At 63.7% G+C, this 16,839-nt stretch carries 17 protein-coding genes and 1 pseudogene; 8 read left to right on the top strand and 10 right to left on the bottom strand.

Annotation, left to right across the window (positions count from 1 at the left end; all coding sequences use genetic code 11):
- The first annotated feature begins 190 nt into the window (after positions 1-190).
- Positions 191-1,234, top strand: a complete 1,044-nt coding sequence (locus KDD17_RS06270) for a sensor histidine kinase (RefSeq protein WP_212705766.1) — start codon at positions 191-193, stop codon at positions 1,232-1,234.
- Here KDD17_RS06270 and KDD17_RS18760 read toward each other — a convergent pair.
- The 3 genes from KDD17_RS18760 to KDD17_RS06260 form a co-directional block, all read right to left on the bottom strand.
- Complete coding sequence (locus KDD17_RS18760) at positions 1,231-1,896, bottom strand: DUF2855 family protein (protein ID WP_254796907.1); 666 nt, start codon at positions 1,894-1,896, stop codon at positions 1,231-1,233. The genes KDD17_RS06270 and KDD17_RS18760 overlap by 4 nt on opposite strands.
- Entirely contained in the window at positions 1,893-2,288 is a 396-nt protein-coding gene (locus KDD17_RS18755; RefSeq protein ID WP_254796906.1) for a DUF2855 family protein, read from the bottom strand. The genes KDD17_RS18760 and KDD17_RS18755 overlap by 4 nt, the downstream gene beginning before the upstream one ends.
- Positions 2,289-2,356: 68 nt before the next feature.
- The gene (locus KDD17_RS06260; protein ID WP_212705765.1) at positions 2,357-2,626 is read right to left on the bottom strand and encodes an usg protein; all 270 of its coding nucleotides are present in this window, start codon (positions 2,624-2,626) and stop codon (positions 2,357-2,359) included.
- Between the two features lie 229 nt (positions 2,627-2,855).
- Between KDD17_RS06260 and gyrA the strand changes: the two genes are divergently transcribed.
- Positions 2,856-5,579, top strand: coding sequence for a DNA gyrase subunit A (gene gyrA / locus KDD17_RS06255; protein WP_212706167.1), 2,724 nt, complete (start codon positions 2,856-2,858; stop codon positions 5,577-5,579).
- Positions 5,580-5,671: 92 nt separating this feature from the next.
- Here the strand turns inward: gyrA and KDD17_RS06250 are convergent, their stop codons facing one another.
- The 4 genes from KDD17_RS06250 to KDD17_RS06235 form a co-directional block, all read right to left on the bottom strand.
- Positions 5,672-6,025: a hypothetical protein gene (locus KDD17_RS06250; protein WP_212705764.1), complete on the bottom strand. Its 354-nt coding sequence runs from the start codon at positions 6,023-6,025 to the stop codon at positions 5,672-5,674.
- A gap of 144 nt (positions 6,026-6,169) precedes the next feature.
- A complete protein-coding gene (locus tag KDD17_RS06245) occupies positions 6,170-7,657 on the bottom strand; it encodes a carboxypeptidase M32 (protein WP_212705763.1) in 1,488 nt (495 codons plus the stop codon).
- On the bottom strand, positions 7,654-8,808 hold the full coding sequence (gene ctaA / locus KDD17_RS06240) for a heme A synthase (protein WP_212706166.1): 1,155 nt from the start codon (positions 8,806-8,808) through the stop codon (positions 7,654-7,656). Before ctaA ends, KDD17_RS06245 begins: the two co-directional genes overlap by 4 nt.
- A 54-nt stretch (positions 8,809-8,862) precedes the next feature.
- Positions 8,863-9,615, bottom strand: coding sequence for an RNA methyltransferase (locus tag KDD17_RS06235; protein WP_212705762.1), 753 nt, complete (start codon positions 9,613-9,615; stop codon positions 8,863-8,865).
- Between the two features lie 102 nt (positions 9,616-9,717).
- Between KDD17_RS06235 and KDD17_RS06230 the strand changes: the two genes are divergently transcribed.
- Positions 9,718-10,341, top strand: coding sequence for a thiamine phosphate synthase (locus KDD17_RS06230; RefSeq protein WP_212705761.1), 624 nt, complete (start codon positions 9,718-9,720; stop codon positions 10,339-10,341).
- On the opposite strand, the gene KDD17_RS06225 is transcribed toward KDD17_RS06230, so the two are convergent.
- Both KDD17_RS06225 and ndk read right to left on the bottom strand, forming a co-directional pair.
- The gene (locus KDD17_RS06225; protein ID WP_212705760.1) at positions 10,338-11,171 is read right to left on the bottom strand and encodes a 3-oxoadipate:acetyl-CoA acetyltransferase; all 834 of its coding nucleotides are present in this window, start codon (positions 11,169-11,171) and stop codon (positions 10,338-10,340) included. The two genes, KDD17_RS06230 and KDD17_RS06225, sit on opposite strands and share 4 nt — an antisense overlap.
- Positions 11,172-11,280: 109 nt before the next feature.
- Positions 11,281-11,703: a nucleoside-diphosphate kinase gene (gene ndk, locus KDD17_RS06220; protein WP_212705759.1), complete on the bottom strand. Its 423-nt coding sequence runs from the start codon at positions 11,701-11,703 to the stop codon at positions 11,281-11,283.
- Between the two features lie 182 nt (positions 11,704-11,885).
- Between ndk and KDD17_RS06215 the strand changes: the two genes are divergently transcribed.
- The 5 genes and pseudogenes from KDD17_RS06215 (at position 11,886) to KDD17_RS06195 (ending at position 16,385) form a co-directional block, all read left to right on the top strand.
- The gene (locus KDD17_RS06215; protein WP_212705758.1) at positions 11,886-12,167 is read left to right on the top strand and encodes a hypothetical protein; all 282 of its coding nucleotides are present in this window, start codon (positions 11,886-11,888) and stop codon (positions 12,165-12,167) included.
- Positions 12,168-12,215: 48 nt separating this feature from the next.
- Positions 12,216-14,078: an ABC-F family ATP-binding cassette domain-containing protein gene (locus KDD17_RS06210; protein ID WP_212705757.1), complete on the top strand. Its 1,863-nt coding sequence runs from the start codon at positions 12,216-12,218 to the stop codon at positions 14,076-14,078.
- A gap of 17 nt (positions 14,079-14,095) precedes the next feature.
- Positions 14,096-14,697: pseudogene (locus KDD17_RS06205) on the top strand (MarC family protein).
- 53 nt (positions 14,698-14,750) lie between these two features.
- Complete coding sequence (locus KDD17_RS06200) at positions 14,751-15,332, top strand: retropepsin-like aspartic protease family protein (RefSeq protein WP_212705756.1); 582 nt, start codon at positions 14,751-14,753, stop codon at positions 15,330-15,332.
- Positions 15,333-15,386: 54 nt separating this feature from the next.
- Positions 15,387-16,385, top strand: coding sequence for a D-alanine--D-alanine ligase family protein (locus KDD17_RS06195; RefSeq protein WP_212705755.1), 999 nt, complete (start codon positions 15,387-15,389; stop codon positions 16,383-16,385).
- Here KDD17_RS06195 and KDD17_RS06190 read toward each other — a convergent pair.
- Entirely contained in the window at positions 16,382-16,837 is a 456-nt protein-coding gene (locus KDD17_RS06190; protein WP_212705754.1) for a DNA polymerase III subunit chi, read from the bottom strand. The two genes, KDD17_RS06195 and KDD17_RS06190, sit on opposite strands and share 4 nt — an antisense overlap.
- Positions 16,838-16,839 lie beyond the last annotated feature (2 nt).

Genomic DNA, 16,839 nt, shown 5'->3' with positions numbered 1-16,839 from the left:
CGCAAAGCCTCATTTGCCGTGTCTCGTTGGAGTGTTGGTCTACTGCATTGGCGCCCCCTTGAAAAGCAACCTTGCGCGCCCCTCCGCCAACTGTCGCGTATGCGACACCTTGTCCGTTTACAACGGCAAGGACAGCCGTCAAAACCAGTCGGCTTCGTGCAGGATAATGCACAACTTTGAGGTGAGTGATATGACAAAAGACACAAATGGCGCACCAGCGCAGATGTCGCACACAGGTGCGGTCGCGGCGATGACGAACACGTCGCATGCCTTTGTCCTGACGAATCCTTCTCTTGAGGACAACCCGATCATCTACGTTAATCGCGCGTTCGAGGAGATGACCGGATACAGCAGCGAAATGGCCATCGGGCGCAATTGCCGCTTTTTGCAGGGCGATGACACCGACCAGCCCGCCATCGAGACACTGCGCGCCGCGATCAAGAACCGCGAAACCTGCACCGTGGTGCTGCGCAATTACCGCGCGGACGGCACGCTTTTCTACAATCGCCTGCTGTTCACCCCTCTCAACGAGGACGCAGACGTGAACCCCTATATGCTGGGCGTGCAATCCACCGTCGAAAACGACGAACCCGCCTCAGAGACCGTGCCGGACCAGCTGGCCGAGATCCAGCACCGGGTAAAGAACCACCTGTCGATGATCATCGGCATGATCCGTCTGCAGGCGCGCGACAACACCGCGACCGCCGGCAAGGAATTCGAAACCCTCGCCCGGCGTGTCGAGACGCTGCAACTGCTTTACGAAGAAATCAACGCCGTGCACGAGCGCGCTGGCAGCAACAGCGACCGGGTCAACCTTGGCGCGTATCTGACCCGTGTGGCCAACGCCATTGCCTATATCGACGGGCGCAGCGGCGTGCGGGTGAATATCGACGCCGATGAGACCGAAACGGCCATGGAGACCGCGACGCAGCTGGGCCTGATCGTGTCGGAGATCATGACCAACGCGATGCAGCACGCCTTTGTCGGGCGCGAATCCGGCCTGGTCGAGGTCCGCATCAAACGCATGAGCAACGACGTGTTGCGGGTGCAGATCGCGGATGACGGTATCGGCATGGCCGAGGGGGTCGAATGGCCGCAAGGTGGCTCGCTCGGCGGGCGGATCGTGCGCCAGCTGGTCAGCGGTTTGCGGGCCGAGCTGTCGCTGGAGCGCGGATTGCAGGGCACGCTGATCAGTATCGACGTGCCCCGCCAGACCAAACTGTCCGATCGCTAGAGCGTCACGATATGACCATCGCGCGGATCGGCGCGCCCTTGGGCAAGGTCGAGATACACTGCCTCTGATGCGGCAAGGCCTGCGTGGGTGCGCAGGCTCAGCCAGCTGCCCGCCTCCGCCGCCAGCCGCTTCCAGGCCTCGGTGATCTGCTTTTCGATCACGCCAGGGCCCCATTCCTCGCGCCGCTTGGCAATCTGGGCGGGCGCAAAGAAGAATTGCGGTTTCACGCCCTCCAGCGCGACCTGTGGCTCGAACTGGTCCCAATGGCTGATGCCCACGGCGGCGGAATGCTTGAGCAGCGGGCCAAGCGTCGCGTGCACCTGCTTTTTCACCTCGGCATTGCCCGACATATCCACATATACGGATGCTTCGGGCGCCAGCTGCGCGATCTCATCGTAGGAAAACACCTGATCGCAGGCGCCCAGCCCTTCGACAAAACCGCGATTGGCCTTCGAGGTCAGCCCGACGATCCTGTACGCGCGCCCGTCGCGTTCGGCGAGATATTTGCACAGGCCCAGCCCGGTTTTGGATGACGCACTCCCCACGACGATCTGCGTCGCACCAAAGCAATCGTTGTCCATCAACCAGTCATCCAGCAGATAGGAGGTTGCCAGCAGAGGCTGCAACAACGCGCGCATGTGATCGCCGCCTGCGTCCTTCACGGGGTGTAGCGGTTGTAGACGGCCGGCAGCTCGGCCCGGTGCGGCGCCGCATCGACAAATCCGCCGTGCCCGTCCGCCTGTGGTGTGATGACCAGCTCTTCGGCCATGGGATAAAACCCGTAAAGCCGCGTGCCGGTGGCCAGCGCATCGCTATCGCTTTCGACCACTTCTGCCGTGCCCCAGACGGGCACCAGCCCCTGCCCGTCCTCCCCGGTGGGAAAGAACTGCCAATAGCCGATGGCAAAGCCCGAGGCCGCGTAGGTCACGTTATTTGCCGTAAGCGCGAAATTATCCAGCCGCAGCCGCGCCTGACCGGGGCCAAGCGCCGCGGCCGCGACCTCTTCGAGCCGGGTTTTGGTGATGTTCTTGTGATCGACCAACAGGCGTTGCATGGGCTGTCCTCCTCTTTGGCGTACAGCCTACCGCCTCGCGCGCAGAAATCGCCCCTGACGTCGCGTCGTCAGTGCAGGGTGAATTCGCCCGTCACATGGCGCCATTGGCCGTCCGACAGCATCTTGCGATGCGAAAAGCGCACCGAATGCAGCGGCCCGTCAATCTCGCGCTGCCAGAAGTCGACAAATTTGAACAATCGCGGGTGGTCGGGCGCCAGATCATACTCCTGCCAGACAAAACTGTTGAGCACATGGATATGGTCGGGCATCCGGTAAAAGAATTCCGCCGTGGTCAGCCCGTAGCCCTTCAGCATCAATTCGGTTTCTGTGGCCTGCATTTTCAACCTCTTTTGTGGGTGGATGCGACCACTGTGCCAGCAAAAACTAACTTTTCAATGAAAACAAACTGTTGGCACTTCGCGCACTGTGCTGCCAAACGCCCGTGCTTTGCGCCATTGCACCCTATCTGCCCTTCGCGTTATAGTCAGACGCAAGATATAGAACACATCAGCCAAGCTGGGACATCACGTGAGCGACACCCCCGAAACCCCTGATCCGCAAGGCGAAATGCCGCCCGAACGCCCCGCCTACGACGGTCCATCGGTCACCATCGAGCATGAGATGCGCACAAGCTATCTCGACTACGCGATGAGCGTGATCGTCTCCCGTGCGATCCCCGATCTGCGCGACGGGTTGAAGCCGGTGCACCGCCGCATCCTCTATGCCATGCACGAGACCGGCAATACCGCCGACAAACCCTACCGCAAATCCTCGCGCCCCGTGGCCGAGGCGATGGGCAAATACCACCCGCACGGCGATAGCGCGATCTACGACGCGCTGGTGCGCATGGCGCAGGATTTCTCGATGTCGCTGCCGCTTTTGGACGGTCAGGGCAACTTTGGCTCCATGGACGGCGACCGTGCCGCCGCCTACCGCTATACCGAAGTGCGCATGGAAAAGGCCGCCGCCTATCTGCTGGAAGACATCGACCGCGACACCGTCGATTTTCAGGACAATTACGACGGCAAGGACCTCGAGCCGACCGTCCTGCCCGCGCGCTTTCCCAACATGCTGGTCAATGGCGCAGGCGGGATTGCCGTGGGCATGGCGACCAACATTCCGCCCCATAACCTGGGCGAAGTGGTCGATGCCACCCTCGCGCTCATTAAAGAGCCTGATCTGAGCATCGAACAGTTGATCGACTATATCCCCGCCCCCGATTTCCCCACCGGCGGCATCATTCTGGGCCGCTCCGGCGCGCGCAAAGCCTACCTTGAGGGCCGCGGCAGCGTCATCGTGCGCGCCAAGACACGGGTGGAGGAGATCCGAAAGGACCGCTGGGCCATCATCATTGATGAAATCCCCTATCAGGTGAACAAATCGGTTATGATCGAAAAGATCGCCGAGCAGGTGCGCGAGAAAAAGATCGACGGCATCGCCCATGTGCAGGACGAATCCGACCGCAACGGCGTGCGCGTGGTGGTGGAGCTCAAGCGCGACGCCACTGCCGAAGTGGTGATGAACCAGCTCTTCCGCTTCACGCCGATGCAGACCTATTTCGGCTGCAACATGCTGGCGTTGAACGGCGGGCGGCCCGAAACGCTGAACCTGCGCGGCTTCCTGACCGCCTTCATCGACTTCCGCGAAGATGTGGTGGCGCGCCGCACGGCCTACCTCTTGCGCAAGGCGCGCGAGCGCAGCCACATCCTCTGCGGTCTGGCTGTGGCCGTCACCAACATCGACGAAGTGGTGCAGACCATCCGATCCTCCGCAGATGCGGGCGAGGCGCGCGAAAAGCTGATGACGCGCCGTTGGCCTGCGGAATCGATCCTGCAATACATCGCGCTGATCGACGACCCCACCCATACCGCCAACGACGACGGCACCTACAACCTGTCGGAAACACAGGCCCGCGCGATCCTTGAGCTGCGCCTGCAACGCCTCACCCAGATCGGCGTGAAGGAAGTCACCGACGAGCTGGAAGAGCTGGCCTCGAAGATCAAGGAATACCTCGAAATCCTTGGCTCGCGCGAGCGGATCATGCAGATCATCGCGGACGAACTGGCCGAGGTGAAGGATCAGTTCGCCGTCCCCCGCCGCACCGAGATCGTCGACTGGTCCGGCGATATGGAGGACGAAGACCTCATCGCGCGCGAGGATATGGTCGTCACCGTGACCTCGGGTGGCTACATCAAACGCACGCCGTTGGCCGACTTCCGCGCGCAGCGGCGCGGCGGCAAGGGCGTGTCTGGCGGCGCGTTGAAAGAAGACGACGTGGTGACAACGCTGTTTGTGGCCAATACCCACACGCAGCTGTTGTTCTTTACCACCGACGGCATGGTCTACAAGCTCAAGACATGGCGCCTGCCGCAGGGCGCGCGCACGTCCAAGGGCAAGGCGATCGTGAATATTCTGCCCATCCCCACCGGCGTCTCCATCGCCGCGATTATGCCCGTCGACCGGGATGAGACCGAATGGGACGATCTGCAGGTCGTCTTTGCCACCGACAGGGGCACCGTGCGGCGCAACAAGCTGTCTGATTTCACCAACGTCATGCGCAACGGCAAGATCGCGATGAAATTCGAGGGTGACAGCGCCGGCTGGAGCCTGATCAACGCCCGCATCGCCTCCAACGACGACGATGTGATGCTGGTCACGGACGCGGGCCGCGCGATCCGCTTCCCGGCGACGGACGTGCGGATTTTCAACAGCCGGAATTCGACCGGCGTGCGCGGGGTCAAGCTGGGCGATGGGGACCGGGTCGTGTCGATGTCGGTGATCCGCCATTTCGAGGCGACCAGCGAAGAGCGTGTCGCCTATCTCAAACAACGCCGCCTGATGGCCGGTCTGACCGAGGAAGAGCCCACCGACGACGAGGAAGAAACCGCCGCTGCGGGCCAGCTGAGCACCGAACGCTACGCCGAGATGTCGGCGGCGGAGGATCTGATCCTTACCGTGACCTCCGGCGGCGCGGGGAAAATTTCGTCCTCGCACGACTACCCGGTGCGCGGGCGCGGTGGCATGGGCGTGACCGCATGGACCAAGGCGATGGCGAATGGCCCCGTTCTGGCCTGCTTCCCGGTCGAGATGTCGGATCAGATCATGCTGGCCACGTCCAAGGGGCAGTCGATCCGCGTGCCGGTGGAAGGGATTTCCTTCCGCTCGCGCGGGGCCGGTGGGGTCAAGGTGTTCAACACCGCCAAGAACGAAAGCGTCGTGTCCGTCGCCTGGATTGCCGATCAGGGGGATGAAGATGAGGCCGGAGCAGAGGATTTGCCGCCGGAGGAATGATCGACGTTAGATATTACGGAAAAAGGGCCGCTCCATCCCGGAGCGGCCCTTTTTGCTTTGTGTCAGTTCAAGCGCCCGTCAGGGACGATTGATCAATTGTCGGAAGAACCGGTTGTCGTGGTGGTCGAAGATCCACTGTCGCTGGCGATAATGGCCAGTGCAACGATCCCGCCGGCGATTGCGGGGGCCGCGCCACCGATGCCGTCACCGGAGGAAAACAGCGTGCCGCCCTCGCCCTCGCGGATACATTCCCGGATGCGTGTCCCATCTGGGCGCACGGATGTGTCTGGTTTGCAGTTGTAGATCACCCCGTTGGAGCCCTCGACGCGCACCGAATACGTCGCATTGTCGGAGGCGCCAAGCACCGCTTGCTGAGTTGCCTGCGCAAGGCCGCTTGTGGCTGTCGCCAGCAGGGCGGCGGTGGATATCGCAAGAATATTTTTCATGTCAGTCCTCAATTCTGTCTCGTGACGAAAGCGCCGCGCTGACCATGGCCAAGCGCGGAGCCGCATCAAATGGATTTACTTCATACAAACGTAAATCTCTCATGAATGGTTGCACTTCAAAACACCACTCAGGGTTTTAAGCGGCTACCCGCCGGACGGGAGCCCGTAGAGTCCGCCAAATTTGCCTTTCAGATAGCCCAGAAGGGGCGCAGCGCTTATTTTTTGTGCAGATGCGGATTCAATCGTCTCCTTCGGCTGCATCAGGCCCCCATATTTCTGCACGGATTCGCGCAGCCATGCGGTTGCGGGGCTCGTATCCCCCTGCGCCAGTGCCGCGTCCAGGTCCGGCAGCGCCGCCTGCATCGCCGTGTTGAGGCATCCGGCGTAGACGTTCCCAAGGCTATAGGTCGGAAAATACCCAAACAGACCCACCGACCAATGCACATCCTGCAACACCCCATGCGAGGGTTTGTCCACGGCATAGCCGAAGTCAGCCTCGAAGCGGTCATTCCACGCGCCTTCCAGCTCGCTCACCAACAGATCGCCCTGCATCAGCGCACGCTCCAGATCAAAGCGCAGCATGACGTGCAGGTTATACTGCAGCTCGTCGGCTTCCGTGCGGATATAGCCGTCATTCACGCGGTTGACCGCACCGTAGAAGGCATCGGCATCCGCGATCCCGAACTCCCCGAACGCCTGCCTCATCTGCGCGAACAGCCAACCGGTGAACGCCCGGCTGCGCCCGATCTGGTTTTCGTAGATGCGACTTTGGCTTTCGTGCACCCCCATCGACACCCCGCGCCCCAGCGGCGTCAGCAGATGCGCGCGGTCGATGTTCTGTTCATAGGCGGCGTGGCCGACCTCGTGGATGGTGGAGTAGAAACAGTTGAACGGATCAGCCGGATTGGTACGCGTGGTGATGCGCACATCAAGGCCCGAGCCGGAGCTGAACGGATGCACCGCCTTGTCCACGCGCCCGTGGCTCATGTCATAGCCGAACGCCTTGGCCAGTTGGCGCGTCAGCTTCATCTGCGCGCCCTCGTCAAAACTGCCCTCCAGCCGCGGCGGCGCTTCGGCATCGCGCACGGCCGCGCGCAGATCGCTCAGCACCGGGCGCATCTCGTTGAACATCGCCTGCAACTCGGCGCCGGTGGCACCCGGCTCGTAATCCTGCAACATCGCGTCATAGACGTCGCCGCCCGCCGCCAGCGCCTGCCCTTCCTCGCGTTTGAGCATGATGACCTCCGACAGCGTCGGCAGAAAGGCCGCCACATCGTCGGCGGCCCGCGCCTCGGCCCAGATGCCCTGCGCCTCTGACGTCACCCGTGCGATACGCGCGGCGAGCGTGGCGGGTACCTTCATCGTGCGCTCGTAGGTACGGCGGATCTCGCGCAGATTGGCGCGACCCACGTCGTCAAGGCTTTCGGCGTCGATCTTGCCCAGCCAGTCGCCCACCTGCGGTGCCGTGCGGCGCGCGTGCAGCACCGATTCCATCGCGGCCATTTCCTCGGCCCGCTGGGGTGCGGCACCGCGCGGCATCATCGTTTCCTGATCCCAGCCCAGCCGCCCTGACACCTGCTGCAGGGCCATTGTGTCGCGGGTAAACGCCATCAGGTCATCGTAGTCGCTCATGCGGTGGTTCCTCTCAGGGATGCGATCTGCGGATACATTGCCAGATGGCGCGCCCGCAGGATAAGCACCCACAGGATCACGGCCAGCCCCTGGTGCACAAGCGCGATCTGTACCGGTGCGGCGTAGAGCACGGTGAGGACGCCCCAGACCACCTGCAATGTCAGCACGGCCATCACAGCGTTAAAGGCAAAGCGCGTGGCCGGATGGGTCGATTTGCGCCCCTGCACCCAGACGAACGCGCCGTAGGCGAAAAGCAGATACGCCGTGATACGGTGGATGAACTGCACCAGCCCGGCATTCTCGAAAAAATTGCGCCAGACCGGCTCAAGCTCGAACGGGAATGGCGGCAGGAAGCTACCGGCCATCAGCGGCCAGTCGTTGTAGGTGCGCCCGGCGTCGATCCCCGCCACCAGCGCGCCCAGCAGGATTTGCAGGAAGGTAAAATGCATCAGCCCCGTCGCGCGCTTGCTCAGCCCCGCCTCGCGGGCGCGGCGGACCTGCAAAAGATCCCGCTCGGAGCGGCCCAAGAGCAGCGCGTACCAGGTGATGAACCCCAGGATCACGAACGCCAGCCCCAGATGGGTGGCAAGGCGGTAGCTGGCCACGTCCAGCATCCCCTCGCCCGTGGTCACGCCAGAGGCGACCATCCACCAGCCGATCGCGCCTTGCAGCCCGCCAAGACCGCCCAACAGCAGCAATCGTGGCGTCCAGCCCGTAGGGATCTGGCGGCGCAGCGCGAACCACGCAAATCCCAGGAACCAGACCAGCCCGATCACGCGACCCAGCTGGCGATGGCCCCATTCCCACCAATAGATCACCTTGAACTCGGCCATGCTCATGCCCTTGTTCTGCAACTGGTATTCGTCGATCTGCTGGTATTTCTCGAATTCGGATTGCCATTCGGCGGCGCTCAGCGGAGGCAGCGCGCCGGTCACGGGGCGCCATTCGGTGATCGACAGGCCGCTATCGGTCAGCCGGGTCGCCCCGCCCACGAGGATCATCAGAAACACCAGCGCAAACAGGATCATCAGCCAGACCCGGATCGCGCCGCGTGCGCCGCGCTTTCCGGCGTCGATCACGCCCTTGGTGGCCACGGGCCGGGTGCTTTGCCCCTCGCCCACTTCTTCGAATAGCTTGCGATTGGTCGCCATGTCGGTCTCCGTCACTTTGTCGGGGATAGAGGTATGCCCTTGCGGCGAAATCGTCTAGCCGCGTTCCTTCCAGCGGACCATCTGCCGCAAGGTGCCGTGCAGCATCTGCACATCCGCGCGGGTCAGCGGCAGGCGCGACCACATATTGCGCAGGTTGGTCTTCATCGACTGGGCCTTGTGGTCGGGAAAAAAGAAGCCCGCCACATCCATGCGCTCTTCGAAGTGTTTGGCCAGATGCTCGATCTCGGCGTGCTGCGCCCAATCGGTGCCCGCCAGCCCGTCCTGTACGGGCGCGACGGTGGCGCGCTGGCGCATGAATTCATAGCCCACCAGCAGCACGCATTGCGCTAGGTTGAGTGAGGCGAAATCGGGGTTCACCGGGACCGAAATGATGGCATTGGCCTGCGCGATGTCGTCATTCTCCAGCCCCGCACGTTCGGGGCCGAACAGGATCCCGACCCGCTGGCCCGCCTTGATCCGCGCATGCGCGTCGGCCATCGCGGCCTCGGGCGTGAACACCGGTTTGGTCATGTCGCGGGGGCGCGCGGTGGTGGCGTAGACGAACGTGCAATCGCCCACCGCCTGCGCCACATCCGCCGTCACCTGTGCACCGTCCAGCACCCGCCCCGCACCCGACGCCATCGCCACCGCCGCCGGGTTCGGCCAGCCGTCGCGCGGCGCCACGATGCGCATGTGATCGAGGCCGAAATTCAGCATCGCGCGCGCCGCCGCCCCGATGTTCTCGCCCATCTGCGGGCGCACGAGGATCACGGCGGGAATGGCGGGGATTTCGGCGGGCGTGTTCATGCAGCCCCTCTACCGCGCGCCGCTGCCCTTGCCAAGCGGCTCAGCCTTGGCGGCGCGCGCAAACTGCGCTACTGCGGGCGCAACAAAGATCCCGGAGACACCATGCAAGACGCCCCCGAACAGCCGCAGCTCTACCTCATCACCCCCTCCGAGATCGAGCTTTCGAGTTTTCCCGACACGCTCGCCCGGGTGCTGGATGCCCACGCCACCGCCTGCGTGCGCCTGGCACTCGCCACCCGCGACGAGGACCGACTGGCCCGCGCCGCCGACACCCTGCGCGCGGTGACAGACGCGCGCGAGGTGGCGCTGGTGATCGCGGATCACACGCTGCTGGCCGAACGTCTGGGCCTCGACGGTGTGCATCTGAGCGATGCCGCCCGCTCGGTGCGCTTTGCACGCAAGACTTTGGGCGAGGATGCCATCGTCGGCAGCTTTTGCGCGGGCTCGCGCCACGACGGGATGAGCGCGGGCGAGGCCGGTGCCGACTACATCGCGTTTGGTCCCACGCGCCCTTCGGCGCTCGACGACGGCAGCCATGCCGAGGCCGAAATGTTCCAATGGTGGTCCGAGATGATCGAGATCCCCTGCGTGGCCGAAGGCGCGCTGGACGTCGAGATGATCCGCACCCTCGCCCCGCTGACCGACTTTTTTGGCATCGGCGACGAGATCTGGGGCAGTGACGACCCGGTCGCGGCGCTCACTGCCCTCTGGGCCGCGACGCGCTAAACCGCGCGCAGCCCGAGGATGTCGCGCGCCTGCGCGGGCGTGGCCACGGGCCGCTCGTATCGCGCGCAGATCTCGGCGGTGCGCTGCACCAGTGCCGCGTTCGAGGGTGCCAGCGTCTCGCGATCCCAGCGCACGTTGTCCTCTAACCCGGTGCGCGCGTGGCCCCCGGCGGCAATCGCCCAATCGTTCACGACGATCTGCTGCGCGCCCACACCCGCCGCGCACCATGGCGCATCGGCCCCGAACAGCCGCGCCACGGTGGCCACGTAGAAATCGAATACCTGTTTGTCGGCGGGCATCGCGTTCTTCACCCCCATAACGAACTGCACGTAAGGCACGCCCGCCAGCTCGCCCCGATCCGCCATCAGCTTGGCGTGAAAGATGTGGCTTAGATCAAAGGCTTCGATCTCGGGCTTCACGTCATACTTGAGCATCTCGGATGCCAGCCAGCCCACCAGATCCGGCGGGTTCTCGTAGACCCGCGTGGGAAAGTTGTTCGACCCGACGGACAGTGACGCCATGTCGGGACGCAGCGGCAGCATCCCGCCGCGTTCCTTGCCCGCGCCGGACCGTCCCCCCGTCGACAGCTGCACAATCATACCGGGGCAGTGTTTCTCGATCCCCTCCTTCAGCGCGGCAAAGCGGTCGGGATCGCTCGACGGGGTTTCGTCGTCGTTGCGCACATGGGCGTGCATGATCGACGCGCCAGCCTCAAAGGCCGCGTGGGTGCTCTCGATCTGCTCGGAGACGGTGACGGGCACCGCCGGGTTATCGGCCTTGCGCGGGACAGACCCGGTAATGGCCACGCAGATGATGCAGGGGGTGGTCATGGCGGGATCCTCCGAAACTTGGGCCAGTTGACCACGCCCAACGCTCGCGGAAAAGCAAAAAGGGCGACCCGACGGGCCGCCCTTTCCACAACAATCCTGTGGTGTGGCCTTAGCCCACCAGCTCCAGACCGGAGAAGAAATACGCGATCTCGACCGCTGCCGTCTCTGGCGCGTCCGAGCCGTGCACGGAGTTTTCGCCAACGCTTTCGGCAAACTCGGCGCGGATCGTGCCGGGCTCTGCGTCTGCGGGGTTGGTGGCGCCCATGACTTCGCGGTTTTTCGCGATGGCGTTTTCGCCTTCCAGAACCTGTGCGACGATCGGCGCGGAAGCCATGAATTCGCACAGCTCGTCGTAGAACGGACGCTCGGCGTGGACCTTATAGAACTCGCCCGCCTGTGCCTTTGTCAGGTGGATACGCTTGGATGCGACGACGCGCAGGCCCGCGTCTTCGAATTTCTTGACGATGGCGCCGGTGAGGTTCCGTTTCGTCGCGTCGGGCTTGATGATCGAGAATGTGCGCTCAAGAGCCATTGGGTCTCTCCTATGTTGAATTTGGGGCGCGTCTAGCACGCGTGCACCATAGGGGAAAGGCATTTGTGAAGGTGCTTTGCAGCGGTGCGAAACAGCGCCCTTGCTAAACCTGATTAATTTAGTAAGGTTTTAAAGCGATACCGTCGCATCTGAATTTAATCTACCCAAAGGATACCTCCCAAATGAAACGACTAGCTCTCACCGTCCTCGCCTGCGCTCTCGCCCAGACGGCCTTTGCCGACGCCCCTGCACCGCTCACCCTCGATTACGAAACCTTCGAAGCCGCCGTGCCCCACGTCGACCTTGAAGCCTGCCCGGAGGCACTGGCGGGCGAGGACCGCTTTTGCCGCGCGACGCTTGCGGGCGAGCAGTTGCACGTCTTTGCCTTCAGCCTGGCCAGCAACAGCCCGCTCGTCGCGTTCCAAAGCTATGACGCGACAGCCCTGCCCGGCCTTTTGAACTGACACAGCCAAGCATTGACATGGCCGGAGCGCTCCTTCACTTGCTCGGCCATGTTACGCATCACAGATCTGAATTACTCCGTCGAGGGGCGCCCCTTGTTCGAGGAAGCCTCCGCCACCATACCCGAGGGCCACAAGGTGGGCCTTGTCGGGCGCAACGGCGCGGGCAAGACGACGCTGTTCCGCCTGATCCGGGGCGAGCTGGCGCTGGACGGGGGTGAGATCTCCCTGCCCTCGCGCGCCCGCATCGGCGGTGTCGCGCAGGAGGTGCCGTCGTCCGAGGTCTCGCTCATCGACACGGTGCTGGCCGCCGATATCGAGCGCGCCGAGCTGATGGCCGAAGCCGAGACCGCCACCGATCCGGGGCGCATCGCCGACATCCAGTCGCGGCTGGCCGACATCGACGCATGGAGCGCCGAGGGCCGCGCGGCGAGCATCCTCAAGGGGTTGGGCTTCGACGACCAAGACCAGCAGCAGCCCTGCTCCGCCTATTCAGGCGGCTGGCGGATGCGCGTGGCGCTGGCCGGGGTGCTGTTCGCGCAGCCCGATCTGCTGCTGCTCGACGAGCCAACCAACTACCTCGACCTCGAAGGGGCGCTGTGGCTGGAGCAATACCTCGCCAAATATCCCCATACGGTCATCATCATCAGCCACGACCGCGGGCTGCTCAATCGCGCCGTGGGCGGCATCCTGCACCTCGAAGAGCGGCAGCTGACCTATTATCAGGGCCCCTACGACCAATTCGCGCGCCAGCGCGCCGAACGCCGCGCCGTGCAGGCCGCGATGGCCAAGAAACAACAGGCCCGTAAGGATCACATGCAGGCCTTTGTCGACCGCTTCAAAGCCAAGGCATCCAAGGCGAAACAGGCGCAATCCCGCCTGAAGATGATCGAAAAGATGGACATGATCACCCCGCCGGAGGAAGCGGCGCGCAAGGTGTTCACCTTCCCGCAGCCCGACGAGCTGAGCCCGCCGATCATCTCGATCGAGGGCGGATCGACCGGCTATACCGAGGGCAACCCGGTGCTGAGCCGTCTGAACCTGCGCATTGACCAGGACGACCGCATCGCGCTGCTGGGCAAGAACGGTCAGGGCAAATCGACCCTGTCGAAACTGCTTAGCAACCGGCTGGTGCTGTTTGGGGGCAAGGCGATCAATTCCAACAAGCTGCGCATCGGGTTTTTTGCCCAGCATCAGGTGGACGAGCTGCACATCGACGAGACCCCGCTGCAACACATGATTTCGGCGCGGCCGGGCGTGATGCCGTCGAAACTGCGCGCGCAGCTGGCGGGATTTGGCCTTGGTCCCGAGCAGGCGGAGACCGAAGTGGGCCGCCTGTCGGGCGGACAAAAGGCGCGGCTGTCGCTGCTGCTGGCGACGCTCGACGCGCCGCATCTGCTGATCCTCGACGAGCCGACCAACCACCTCGACATCGAGAGCCGCGAGGCGCTGGTGGAGGCGCTGACGCGCTACAACGGCGCGGTGATCCTCGTCAGCCACGACATGCACCTGCTGTCGATGGTGGCGGACCGTCTGTGGCTGGTATCCGACGGCACGGTCAAACCCTACGAGGATGATCTGGAGGCGTACCGCAAGATGCTGCTGACGGTCGAAAAACCCGTGAGCAAGAACGCCAAGCCGAAGGCCGAAGCGCCCAAGCCAAAACGCGCCAGCCGCGACGAGATCCTGGCCCTGCGCTCGGAGGCGCGCAAATCCGAAGCCCGCGTGACCAAGATCAACGAAATGCGCGACAAGCTGGCCAAAAAGCTGGCCGATCCGGCGCTCTACGAAAAGGACAAGGTCGGCGAGCTGGAGGTCTGGAACCGCAAATACGCCGAAGTGATGGAGGCGCTGGAACGCGCCGAGGCGATGTGGATGGCCGCCGAAGAAAAGCTTGAGAAGGCCGAAGCGTGATCCTTGATACCGCCTATATGATCACGGCGTTCGTGACGCTGTTCGTGGTGATCGACCCTATCGCCATCGCACCCGTGTTCCTGGCGCTGACGCAGGGTCAGGCCACCAAGGCGCGCGCCCGCATCGCGGGGCGCGCGGTGATCGTAGCGGGCGGCGTGCTGTGCGTCTTTGCCTTGTTTGGCGAGCAGGTGCTGGAGTTTATCGGTATCTCAATGCCTGCCTTTCGTGTGGCGGGGGGATCCTTTTGTTCCTGACCGCGCTCGACATGCTGTTCGACCGCCGCCAAAAACGCCGCGAGGACACGGCCGAGGCGGATGAGCCTACCGATGATCCGTCGGTATTTCCGATGGCGATTCCGCTGATCGCGGGTCCGGGCTCCATCGCGTCGGTCATCCTGCTGATCGGGCAGAAACCGGGCGGCGAGGGCCTGGTCACGATCCTTGGTATCACGGCGGTGATCCTGTTGATCATGTACGCGATGCTGCGCCTGTCCGGCGGGCTGGAACGCGCGTTGGGCAAGGTGGGCATCAACGTCATCACCCGACTGTTCGGGATGCTGCTGGCGGCCCTTTCGGTGCAATTCGTGCTCGACGGTCTGGCGGAGTTCGGTTTCGTCTGAGACTTGGCCCGGGCGCGTCGCGCGCCTATATCTGCCCCGAAAGGATGTGCCTGATGTCAGCGGAAAACACAGCTTCGGTTCTTTATCTTGTCCTGATCGGCCTTGCCGTTGCGGGGTGGTTTTTCATGCAGAACCGCGACGGCCTTGGCAAGCTGGTGCAGATGGCGATGATATGGGGTTTCATCTTTCTGGGTGTCGTCGCGGGTTACGGGCTTTGGAATGATGTGCAGCGCCAGACGATGCGCGATCAGATGGTGCAGATCGGCGAAGGCCAGATCGCCGTGCCGCGCCAGCCGGACGGCCATTACTACCTCACGCTTGAGCTCAACGGCGCGCCCGTGCGCTTTGTCGTGGATACCGGCGCGACCGACATGGTGCTGAGCGAGGCCGACGCCGCGCGCGCGGGTCTGGACCCCGATACGCTCAACTACATCGGGCGGGCGCGCACCGCCAATGGCGAGGTCCGCACAGCCCCCGTTCAGATCGACACCGTCAAGCTGGGAGATATCACCGACACCAACGTGCGGGCCTCGGTCAATGGCGGTGAAATGCCCGGCTCCCTCCTCGGCATGGGATATCTGGAACGCTGGGGCCGGATCGAAATCTCGAACGGTGAATTACGGCTGAGCCGCTAGCCTCTTGGCTGTCCCGCGCTAACTCAGCGGGACACAGCGGAAGGCTTTGACATCATGCGACTTCTTCACCTTGTCGGTGCAACCACAACGCAATTCTACCACGATCTGTCGGCCACATACCACGCAGCAACCCTGACGCCAGCTGGCATGCGCGCCGATGTGCTGCGGGTAACACCAGAAGGCAAATTGTTCCTGCGCAAAGCCGATCAGGAGGCGGAGGCGCCCTGCGGTCTGGATGCGGTGGTGGCCCTGTGCGACACGGTCGATCTGGTGGTGCCCTTCATGTTCTGCCCGCCGGGCATGACCGTCTGGCGCGACTTTTTCGAAACCATGCTGGGGGTGCCAGTCATCGGCCCGTCGCTCGCCGCGAATGTGATTTCGACCTCGAAATGGCAGACAAAGGCGGTGGCCGATGCCGCCGGGGTGCGCACGGCGCGCGCGCATCGCCTCACGCAGGGCGATCCCCTGCCCGACTGGTCCGGTCCCTGCATCGTGAAACCCGATACAGAGGATAACTCCATCGGTCTGAGCCTCGTGAAGCATCCCGAAGATCTGGCGCAGGCGGTGCAGACGGCCCTGGGCCACGACACGACCGCGCTGATCGAAGCCTTCGTGCCCGGTCGCGAGGTCCGCGTCGGTGTGCTTGAGCTTGAGGCCCGACCGCAGGTGTTGCCGATCCTCGAATACCACGTTAGCGATGCCCACCCGATCCGCCGCCGCGAGGACAAGGTCGACGTGGACAGCTCCGGCGCGATTACCAAACGCAGCTGGGACGCACCCAGCCTCGAGACAACCTGCCCCGCGCCCCTTGATGACGCGCTGAGGGAGGAATTGAGCCAAATGGCGCTGACGCTGCACGCGGCACTGGGATGCCGCGATTACGCGCTGTTCGATTTCCGCATCCACGCCGATACCGGCACGCCCTATCTGCTTGAGGCGTGCAGCTTCTGGACCTTTGCACCGATCAGTATCCTGTCGCGCATGGTCACGGCGGCGGGCATGGATCTGGAGGAGACGATCGCCCGGCTTTATACCCGCGCTGCGGCGCGCTAGGCCTCGCGCAACATCTCCCAGCGGCCCGACTGGTCGGACCAGTATTGCGCCTTGATCCCCGCGTCGGTCAGCGTCTTCCAGTGGGTGCGGGCGTGCGCCTTGGGCACGTCGTCGTCGTCGAAGAGAATACAGACCCGCTCAAGCCCCTGCGCCTCCGCCACACTGACATCGGCGGAGTGCACGGCCATCAGGCACTGCGGCGCGTTGGCGCTCACATCCCCTGTGCCCAGCAGGATCGGTTGCGCCGCGTCATGCGCCCCACCGGCAAGCCCGTGCGGCAGAAAGCTGTCCTCCGCCCCGAGCCACAGCGCCTGATCCAGCGCGCGCAGACCGGCCTCATCCGTGCCGCGCACCGCCACGCGCCAGTCGGCGGCAAGGGATTTCTCCAGCAGCATCCGAAGGGTGGCGTCCAGCGGGCGCTGGGTCAGGTGGTAGAACATGGCGTTGGCCAAGG

Origin of the sequence: Sulfitobacter albidus (genome assembly GCF_018200035.1) — a bacterium.
In the GTDB taxonomy this organism is placed as follows: domain Bacteria; phylum Pseudomonadota; class Alphaproteobacteria; order Rhodobacterales; family Rhodobacteraceae; genus Sulfitobacter; species Sulfitobacter albidus.
Note: the sequence above shows the minus strand (reverse complement) of the source record. Positions and strands in the feature narration are given on the sequence as shown.

Excerpts from the sequence above, each read along its gene's own strand:
- KDD17_RS06195 (WP_212705755.1), top strand. The coding sequence starts at position 15,387 with ATGCGACTTCTTCACCTTGTCGGTGCAACCACAACGCAATTCTACCAC.
- KDD17_RS06230 (WP_212705761.1), top strand. The coding sequence starts at position 9,718 with ATGCAAGACGCCCCCGAACAGCCGCAGCTCTACCTCATCACCCCCTCC.
- KDD17_RS06200 (WP_212705756.1), top strand. The coding sequence starts at position 14,751 with ATGTCAGCGGAAAACACAGCTTCGGTTCTTTATCTTGTCCTGATCGGC.
- KDD17_RS06210 (WP_212705757.1), top strand. The coding sequence starts at position 12,216 with ATGTTACGCATCACAGATCTGAATTACTCCGTCGAGGGGCGCCCCTTG.
- KDD17_RS06250 (WP_212705764.1), bottom strand. The coding sequence starts at position 6,025 with ATGAAAAATATTCTTGCGATATCCACCGCCGCCCTGCTGGCGACAGCC.
- KDD17_RS06225 (WP_212705760.1), bottom strand. The coding sequence starts at position 11,171 with ATGACCACCCCCTGCATCATCTGCGTGGCCATTACCGGGTCTGTCCCG.
- ctaA (WP_212706166.1), bottom strand. The coding sequence starts at position 8,808 with ATGGCGACCAATCGCAAGCTATTCGAAGAAGTGGGCGAGGGGCAAAGC.
- KDD17_RS06235 (WP_212705762.1), bottom strand. The coding sequence starts at position 9,615 with ATGAACACGCCCGCCGAAATCCCCGCCATTCCCGCCGTGATCCTCGTG.
- gyrA (WP_212706167.1), top strand. The coding sequence starts at position 2,856 with ATGCCGCCCGAACGCCCCGCCTACGACGGTCCATCGGTCACCATCGAG.
- KDD17_RS06215 (WP_212705758.1), top strand. The coding sequence starts at position 11,886 with ATGAAACGACTAGCTCTCACCGTCCTCGCCTGCGCTCTCGCCCAGACG.
- ndk (WP_212705759.1), bottom strand. The coding sequence starts at position 11,703 with ATGGCTCTTGAGCGCACATTCTCGATCATCAAGCCCGACGCGACGAAA.
- KDD17_RS06270 (WP_212705766.1), top strand. The coding sequence starts at position 191 with ATGACAAAAGACACAAATGGCGCACCAGCGCAGATGTCGCACACAGGT.
- KDD17_RS18755 (WP_254796906.1), bottom strand. The coding sequence starts at position 2,288 with ATGCAACGCCTGTTGGTCGATCACAAGAACATCACCAAAACCCGGCTC.
- KDD17_RS06260 (WP_212705765.1), bottom strand. The coding sequence starts at position 2,626 with ATGCAGGCCACAGAAACCGAATTGATGCTGAAGGGCTACGGGCTGACC.
- KDD17_RS06245 (WP_212705763.1), bottom strand. The coding sequence starts at position 7,657 with ATGAGCGACTACGATGACCTGATGGCGTTTACCCGCGACACAATGGCC.